This window comes from Peribacillus sp. NPDC097198 (assembly GCF_044762055.1).
Lineage (GTDB): Bacteria > Bacillota > Bacilli > Bacillales > DSM-1321 > Peribacillus.
The window spans coordinates 44256-53170 of sequence record NZ_JBIWDO010000018.1 but is presented as its reverse complement, the minus strand read 5'-3'; the positions used below and the strand labels follow the sequence as shown (position 1 = coordinate 53170).

10 protein-coding genes are annotated in these 8915 nt (G+C 41.0%); all 10 read right to left on the bottom strand.

The window, feature by feature from the left end; all coding sequences use genetic code 11:
• Positions 1-419 precede the first annotated feature (419 nt).
• Entirely contained in the window at positions 420-1913 is a 1494-nt protein-coding gene (gene lysS, locus ACIQXQ_RS19825) for a lysine--tRNA ligase (RefSeq protein WP_402875958.1), read from the bottom strand.
• Positions 1914-2108: 195 nt separating this feature from the next.
• Positions 2109-3107, bottom strand: a complete 999-nt coding sequence (gene dusB / locus ACIQXQ_RS19820; RefSeq protein ID WP_402875956.1) for a tRNA dihydrouridine synthase DusB — start codon at positions 3105-3107, stop codon at positions 2109-2111.
• 24 nt (positions 3108-3131) lie between these two features.
• Entirely contained in the window at positions 3132-3344 is a 213-nt protein-coding gene (locus ACIQXQ_RS19815) for a helix-turn-helix domain-containing protein (RefSeq protein WP_402875955.1), read from the bottom strand.
• The gene (folK, locus tag ACIQXQ_RS19810) at positions 3296-3823 is read right to left on the bottom strand and encodes a 2-amino-4-hydroxy-6-hydroxymethyldihydropteridine diphosphokinase (RefSeq protein WP_402959614.1); all 528 of its coding nucleotides are present in this window, start codon (positions 3821-3823) and stop codon (positions 3296-3298) included. Before folK ends, ACIQXQ_RS19815 begins: the two co-directional genes overlap by 49 nt.
• A gap of 1 nt (position 3824) precedes the next feature.
• Positions 3825-4184, bottom strand: coding sequence for a dihydroneopterin aldolase (folB, locus tag ACIQXQ_RS19805; protein ID WP_402959612.1), 360 nt, complete (start codon positions 4182-4184; stop codon positions 3825-3827).
• A complete protein-coding gene (gene folP, locus ACIQXQ_RS19800; protein ID WP_402875949.1) occupies positions 4177-5022 on the bottom strand; it encodes a dihydropteroate synthase in 846 nt (281 codons plus the stop codon). Before folP ends, folB begins: the two co-directional genes overlap by 8 nt.
• A gap of 158 nt (positions 5023-5180) precedes the next feature.
• A complete protein-coding gene (cysK, locus tag ACIQXQ_RS19795) occupies positions 5181-6107 on the bottom strand; it encodes a cysteine synthase A (protein WP_402875947.1) in 927 nt (308 codons plus the stop codon).
• Positions 6108-6233: 126 nt separating this feature from the next.
• Positions 6234-7130: a peptidyl-prolyl cis-trans isomerase gene (locus ACIQXQ_RS19790; protein ID WP_402875944.1), complete on the bottom strand. Its 897-nt coding sequence runs from the start codon at positions 7128-7130 to the stop codon at positions 6234-6236.
• 23 nt (positions 7131-7153) lie between these two features.
• Entirely contained in the window at positions 7154-8035 is an 882-nt protein-coding gene (gene hslO, locus ACIQXQ_RS19785) for an Hsp33 family molecular chaperone HslO (RefSeq protein ID WP_402875940.1), read from the bottom strand.
• Positions 8036-8066: 31 nt separating this feature from the next.
• Positions 8067-8846 (bottom strand): type III pantothenate kinase, encoded by a 780-nt coding sequence (locus ACIQXQ_RS19780; protein ID WP_402875963.1) that lies wholly within the window; start codon positions 8844-8846, stop codon positions 8067-8069.
• Positions 8847-8915 lie beyond the last annotated feature (69 nt).

Sequence of the window (8915 nt, the reverse complement as noted above, 5' to 3'; positions counted from 1 at the left end):
AGAAATGTTTGACTTGCTCATTTTGCTTTTTTATAGTGTGTGCTCACTCAAAATTTACGTTGGCGCTTTGTTTTGTTCAGTTTTCAAAGAGCAATGCCTTACGACAGCTTATTTATTATAACATCTTGTTAACTCAGAGTCAAGAACTTTTTAAAACTTTTTCGAAGTTTGTAATCCGTGTGAAACTCGTTCGTAACAACAGATATAAATATAACATCATTACGCAAACTGCGCAATACCTTTTTTAAAGTTTTTTTGAAATAGCAAAAGTTTTTATTTAAAAGCTAAAAATCAAACCCTAACAACCTAACAAAATTATAATCAAAAAACAAAAAACCGATTTAGAACAGTGTGCCATGAGTCGCTGCTCATATACACACTTCCTAAATCGGTTCTGATTCACCGGTTTTCCTTATGGCTTAACGATGTCTCATTAACGGGAATAACAGGACATCACGAATCGAAGGCGAATTCGTCAGCAACATAACCAGACGGTCGACCCCAATTCCCAATCCTCCGGTTGGCGGCATACCATATTCTAAAGCCTCCAAGAAGTCCTCATCCATTTCATGAGCTTCGTCATTTCCTTGCTCACGCTCTTTCAATTGTGCCTCAAAGCGTTGGCGTTGATCAATTGGATCGTTTAATTCCGTGAATGCATTCGCATGCTCTCTTCCCACTATGAACAATTCAAATCGATCAGTAAATCGATCATCCTCTGGGTTTTTCTTCGCTAAAGGTGAAATTTCTACTGGGTGTCCATAGATGAATGTAGGTTGGATTAACTTATCTTCTACTTTTTGTTCGAAGAATTCGTTAACGATATGACCAAATTCCATGGACTCTTTCACTTCAATCCCATTTTCCTTCGCAAGTTGTTGCGCTTCTTCTTTGCTCATAGTAGTCCAAAAGTCTACACCAGTATATTCTTTTACAGCATCAACCATATGGAGTCTTTTCCACTCTGGTTTTAAATCGATCTCATATTCTCCGTACTGGATAGTTGTGGTTCCAAGAACCTCTTGTGCAATATGGGCAACCAAGTTCTCTGTCAAGCTCATGATATCCTTATAATCCGCGTACGCCTCGTATAATTCAATAAGTGTGAATTCCGGGTTATGTCTAGTGGAGACCCCTTCATTCCTAAATACTCTACCGATTTCATAGACTTTCTCTAAGCCGCCGACAATCAGGCGTTTCAAGTGAAGTTCAATGGCAATCCTTAAGTTTAAGGGCATATCCAATGCATTATGGTGAGTCAGGAATGGGCGTGCAGCCGCTCCACCTGCTACAGAGTGCAATAGCGGTGTTTCCACTTCCAAATATCCTTGATCGTCTAAGTAACGTCTCATAGCCTGCACAATACGACTGCGCATGATTAAAGTGTTTTTACTTTCTTCATTTGTAATTAAGTCAACATAGCGTTTCCGGTAACGCTCCTCTACATCCTTCAAACCGTGGAACTTATCGGGAAGTGGGCGCAATGCTTTAGAAAGGAACACATATTCTTTAGCTTTAATGGAAAGTTCGCCGACTTTCGTTTTAAAGATGACACCCGTGATTCCCACAATATCACCAAGATCCGTTTGATTGAAAATTTGGTATGACTCTTCTCCAACCTTATCTAAGCGGACGTATATTTGGATTTGGCCACTTATATCTTGTATATTGGCAAAACCAGCTTTCCCTTTACCACGTTTGGTCATGACACGACCTGCAATGGTAACTTCTATTTCTTTCTCCTCTAACTCTTCTTTTTCCAATGCACCATATGCATCAACAATCTCCTGCGAAGTATGGGAACGCTCGAACCTACTGCCGAACGGGTCTTGTCCATTGTCAATCATAGCCTGCATTTTGTCGCGTCTTACCTGCAGTTGGTCATTCAATTCTTCATGACTCACGAAAATCATCTCCATCTCTATTAATCAAAGCCTCATATAACTATTTGAACTTTCTAATTGCATACCTATTTATTCTTACATAAAGTAAAGGATTTCAACAGCTTTTTATCTTAAATTCTAATATATGGACAGATAAAAACTGCCAGGTTCACTGGCAGTTTTCGATAAACGTATTATAGAAAAACAGGAAGGTAATGTCAAACATCAAACCATTTGGATGTTTTGTTCCCTCGCTTCACATTCATCAACGAGTCCATACAGAAGTCGCGTAACATCTTCTCTAGTCTCACATTCATTAATACCTTTACGTGCTTTTGCATTGCCTTTGACACCTTTAAGGTACCAGGCAGCATGCTTGCGCATTTCACGGACAGCAACATGCTCATTTTTCAACGCTATCAGACGATCCATATGAAGAATGCATACATCCATCTTTTCACGGACTGTCGGCTCATCCATCAATTGTCCAGTTTCCAAATACTTCACTGTCCTGTATATCATCCACGGGTTCCCTAAGGCCGCCCGACCAATCATGACTCCATCAACGCCAGTTTCCTTTAGCATTCTTTCAGCATCTTGCGGGGTTTCCACATCACCGTTTCCAATCAAGGGAATGTTAATGGAATTTTTCACTTCTCGAATAATGTCCCAATTAGCTTTCCCTTCATACAATTGAACCCGGGTTCTGCCATGAAGGGAAATTGCCTTGCCCCCTGCACGTTCTACCGCTTTGGCATTCTCAACAGCAAATACATGTTCATCATCCCAGCCAATGCGCATTTTAACAGTAACAGGTTTATCTACGGCATCCACAACTGCCGAAACCATCTCATATATCTTATTTGGGTCAAGTAACCATCTTGCACCGGCATCACATTTAGTGATTTTCGGGACAGGGCATCCCATGTTGATATCAATGATGTCTGCCGTTGTATTTTTATCTACAAACTTCGCTGCCTCAACTAGATTTTTCTTTTCACCACCAAAGATTTGCAAGCTTAGCGGTTTTTCTCTTTCATCTATATAAAGCATATTCAGCGTTTTGGCATTTTGAAGAACGATTCCCTTGTCACTTACCATCTCTGCGCATACCAATCCTGCACCGAACTCTTTGACAGTCAAACGAAAAGCCGAATTACATACCCCCGCCATCGGAGCCAGAACTACCCGGTTCTTCATTTCAATATCGCCTATTTTTAACACATCGTGACCCCCTATACCACTCTTTCATTTATCCTCAAGTGGTTGCAGATCCTCAATTGAAACTTTAAGAACATCCACCACTTCTAGTAAAAATTCCTCTGTGGGATTTCGGTTCCCTCTTTCAACTTCACCCAACAAAGAAACAGAAACACCCATCTCTTTTGCGAACTCCTCTTGGGTAAAACCTTTTAACTTTCGAAAAGCGCGAATACGCCTTCCCCATTTTTCAGCTTCCATAATCGAACTCCTTCTTTATCCGGAATCTTTTCAAGCAGGTCGCTCAAGGATGTATTCATTTTCGGAAGAATTATATCTGATTCCAATTCCATTAAAGGAATAATCACAAATGCTCTTTCATGCATCCGAGGATGAGGGATTGAAAGAATCTCCGTCTCAACATTTTCATGATTATATAACAAAATGTCAAGGTCTAACGTACGAGGACCCCATCTAACATTCCTTTTTCTTCCTAATTCTTGTTCAACTTGCATGCATGCTCGCAATAAGTCCTCTGGTGTTAAATCGGTTTCCACCTTAATGACAGCATTCAAAAAACAATCCTGGTCAGTATATCCGACAGGGTCCGTTTCATATAATGATGAACAAGAGACAAGTTTAATATGTGGATCTTCACTCAATAATTGGAAAGCCCTTTGAAATGTATCGAAGCTCTCCCCCATGTTCGAACCAATTGATAGATACGATATATTTTTCATTTTAGCGTCCCCTTACAATCTCTATGGCAACCGATTCATAGTGTCCTGCTATAGGAGGGTCTGGTTTATATATCTTCACTGTACACACCATGATCTTCGGAAACTTGGTGAGTAACTCCGATGCAATCCTTTCTGCAACAGCTTCCACCAGCTTGTACGGTTCCCCTTCAACGATACCTTTACAGACTTCATATAATTCACCATAATTAATGGAGTCTTCGAGATTATCGCTCATGCCCGCATTGGCCAAATTCGCTTCTACAGTCAGATCCACCCTAAATCGCTGGCCAAGCTTTGTTTCTTCCGGAAATACACCATGGTATCCGTAGAATTCCATCTTATTCACAAATATCTTATCCATTAAACTCACCTTTTCCTATAAGAGCATCCATCATTTTAGCTGTACGTCCCATTTCCTTTACATCATGCACCCGGACCATTTGGCAGCCCTGAAGAATCCCATGACATATCGTTGCTGCCGTCCCTTCCAAACGTTCATGTGCCGGTAGATTAAGAACTTGTCCGATCATGGATTTTTTCGATGTAGCGAGCAGTACTGGATACCCTAATGATACCAGCTTATCAAGATTCCTCATCATTTCCAAATTCAGTGTCAAATCTTTTGCAAACCCGATACCTGGATCTAGAATGATATTCTCATCCAAGACTCCCTCTTTCTTCACAATCCTAATGCTTTCGAATAGATCTTGCAAAGAATCACGGATAAATTGTTGGTACTCCATATTGTCTCGGTTGTGCATTAAAATAATCGGAACTTGGTACATAGCCGCTACCTTTGCCATATGTGTATCTGCTTTTGCTCCCCAAATATCGTTCAGGATGTGCGCTCCTGCTTTCAATGCCGCTTCTGCAACTTTGGACTTGTACGTATCAACGGAGATAGGAATTTCAAAAGTACGGGAAATCGCTTCAATGATAGGTACGACACGTTCTATCTCTTCCTCATCCGTTATCCGTTCATAATTAGGCCGGGTCGACTCACCACCGATGTCCAAGATATCCGCACCATCTTCAACCATCTGCTCAGCATGTCTTAATGCAGCATCTACCCGATTATATTTTCCTCCATCGGAAAATGAATCAGGCGTAACATTTAAAATCCCCATAATTAAAGTCTTTTTGCCGTAATCCAATTCTAATGAACCGCATTTGATCTTCGATGTACTAGCTAATGACATAGGACGTTCTCCTTCATTAAAAAATCTACGTATATATATGAGTTTACCTATATACCCAGGCAAAGCGCAAGCACCTTAAAATCCAGAACCTCATTACTACACAAAAAAGAGAAGCAAAGCACCCTAGAGGTGCTTTGCTTCTCGGTTAACTTTTACTCTTATTCAAAGTTATACAAAGGTGTACTTAGGTAACGCTCACCATTACTTGGAATGATTACAAGGACTTTCTTGCCTTTTCCTAGTTTCTCAGCAACTTTAACAGCGGCAGCGATAGCCCCACCGGATGAAATACCACCTAGGATACCTTCTTCTTTTGCAGCACGACGGGCGTATTCAAAAGATTCATCCGTGTTTACTTGAATAACTTCATCATAAAGATCTGTGTTTAAAATGCTAGGAACGAATCCTGCACCGATCCCTTGAATTTTATGTGGGCCAGGGTTTCCTCCTGACAATACAGGTGAATCGGCAGGCTCTACAGCGTAGATCTTAATATCAGGATATTTTTCACGAAGTACTTCACCTGCACCAGTAATCGTACCACCCGTTCCAATTCCTGCGATAAATGCATCCAGGCCATCTTCACCAAACGCTTCAATGATTTCTGGACCGGTAGTATTACGGTGAACTTCAGGGTTCGCTTTATTTTCGAATTGTTGTGGAATGAAGTATCCGTGTTCTTTAGATAACTCAGTCGCTTTAGCAATGGCACCCTTCATTCCTTCAGGTCCAGGCGTTAGAACTAAATCAGCTCCATAAGCACGAAGCAAGTTGCGACGTTCCAAGCTCATCGTTTCAGGCATTACAAGGATTGATTTATACCCTTTTGCTGCAGCTACCATCGCAAGGCCAATCCCAGTGTTACCACTTGTAGGCTCAATGATCGTATCGCCTTGTTTAAGATCTCCACTTTTTTCTGCGGCTTCGATCATAGCAAGAGCGATTCTGTCTTTAACGCTGCTCCCTGGGTTAAAATATTCAAGTTTCAAATAAATATCTGCACTATTTTCGTTTTGAAGCTTGTTTAATTTTACTATAGGCGTTTGCCCGATTAATTCCGTTACTGAATTAACTATACGTGCCATGTTCTCCACTCCTTTTATTAATACCGAGTATGTTTATTGGTTTTATTAATTTAAAGTTACCAGTTTCACTAGTTCGTTGTCAATGTTTATCTGCAATTTTCTAAATTTTCTTTTATATCCTTTTACCTACTTTTGATCTTCTGAACCATATACCCAATCTACATCAAACTCATCCCAGAAAATCTTACCGGATACCGGCGCCTGGATTTGTTCCAAGGCTTTTTGGCGGCGTATTTGCTCTTTTACTTCCTTATACGAGTATTGCCTACCGTCAATTTTCTCATGTAAATAGAGAACAGCCCATCCTTCATCCGTCTCAACCGGTTGGCTCCAATTTCCCACCTTTAACTTTTCGGCAGCGGAAATATATGCTTTCGAGATTTGTTCATTATCCTGCGATATATACCCCATGTCTCCCCCTTGATTTGCTGTGAATTCATCAAGAGATTTCTCCATGGCTAACACAGGAAATGAAACGCCTTTATTCAGTTCTTTTATTATTTGCTCTGCTTGAGCCTTAGTCGATGTAGTTATTTGAGAAATATGATAGGTAGTGGGTATTCGATAGATGTCCTTATTATTCTCATAATAGTCCTCCATGGTCGCTTCGGAAACTGTGACATCCTTTGTAAGCAGCTTCTCGAGCAGGAGATTCGATTGAATTTCCTGCTTCCATTGGGCTTTGCTTTTACTTAGATTCTGACCAGCAGTTCCATACATCGTTTTCATCATCTTCAGTTCCCGATCCACTTCATCTTCGGATATGGTCACTTTGTATTTTTTCGCTGCTTGTCCCACTACTTCTTTATCAACCATTTCCTCAAGCACGTCTTTACCATATCGTTTTTCAAGTTCATTGATCCATGCTTCCCGGGAAATATCTTTAGAGCCAATCTTCGCTGCCGTTTCCTCTCCTAAAGTGATTTTGGAAGCGATGAATGGCCAGATGACAAAGATTAGGATTGTCAATAGGTTCAACAAGGCAAGACCAGCAATGATTGCCCTAAGCTTTTGTTTAGACAAAACCCTTTTCTCCCGTCTTTTTTTTATTTTTGTGTTTCCTTTTCTAGTTCTTCAAGGTCCTCTTTGGAAAATTGGTATGTCTCATTACAGAAATGGCATTGGGCCTCTGCCTGTCCTTCCGTCTCGATGATATCCCTGATTTCCTCTTGCCCGAGGCTTATTAAGGCATTAGAAATCCTTTCCCTTGAACATGGGCATGAGAATTCTACATCTATTTTTTCTAGAACCTGTACATTTCCTTCCCCTAATAGTTCTGTTAGGATTTCTTCCGGAGTTAAACCATTTTGAATCATTTTAGAAACAGGAACGATGGTGCTTAGACGTTGTTCGATTTTCGTAATCGTTTCGTCAGAAGTACCGGGCATTAGTTGGATGATGAAACCACCCGCGGCTAGAATCGAGTTATCAGGATTCACTAATACGCCCACTCCCACCGAGGAAGGTACCTGCTCTGATGTTGCAAAATAATACGTGAAGTCTTCACCTAATTCTCCCGAAACTAGAGGAACCTGCCCAGAAAAATTATCACGTAAACCAATGTCTTTCACGACGGTTAATAACCCCTCGGTTCCAACCGCTCTTCTGACATCCAATTTTCCTTGTTCATTTAAATCAAAGTGAGTTTGTGGGTTCGTTACATATCCACGCACTTCCCCCTTTGCATTACTATCAACAAGGATGGAGCCTATAGGTCCTCCGCCCTCGATTTTAATCGTAAGCTTTTCTTCACCTTTCAACATGGCACCCATCATTACTCCGGCAGTCATAGCGCGCCCAAGTGCAGCCGATGCTGTCGGCCAGGTATAATGCCTCCGTTGCGCTTCCCCTACAGTTTCTGTTGTGGAGACCGCATACGCTCGCACTTGACCTTCATATCCTAACGCCTTTATTAAATAATCTTTCATTTATATGTCCTCCCATGCTGTTTTTTTAGGTTTACTTCTTTACTTGCTCTCGGTTCCTTTTGTAAATTAGCTGTAGGCCTTTTAATGTTAAGAAGGGCTCCACAACATCGATAACTGTGGATTCATTGGCAATCAACGTGGCCAATCCACCAGTGGCAATGACTGTCGGCTCTAAATTACTTTGTGCTTTCATGCGGTTTACGATTCCTTCGACTTGGCCTACATACCCGTATAAAATACCTGACTGCATGGCCGAAACCGTATTTTTACCTATTATTCCGTCTGGACGGCTAATTTCAATTCTCGGTAGCTTGGATGCTTTCGAGTAAAGCGCTTCTGTAGAAATTCCGATCCCTGGGGCGATTGCTCCCCCCATGTACTGCTTTTCCTCATTTATATAACAATATGTCGTTGCGGTTCCAAAATCGACGATGATGAGAGGGCTTCCAAATTCCTGTATGCCTGCTACAGCATTCACAATTCTGTCCGCTCCCACTTCGCGAGGGTTTTCATACTTTATATTCAATCCCGTTTTAATACCAGGTCCAACGATAAGTGGTTTGATTCCAAAGTATTTTTTGCACATGCGTTCAAGCGCAAACATTATAGGCGGTACAACCGATGATATAATGATGCCGTCAAATTGGTCGAATGAGAGACCTTCATGTTGCAGTAAAGACTTTATGACCATTCCATACTCATCTTCTGTTTTATTGCGGCTTGTTTCAATTCGCCAATGATATTTCAGTATTTCTTCATCGTATACGCCTAATACAGTATTCGTATTCCCAACATCTAGTACAAAAATCATTGTTTTCACCACTCCGCTAAATTATTCTCCCACATCATACCATACTGTTATTTTCGATGCTATTAGTCG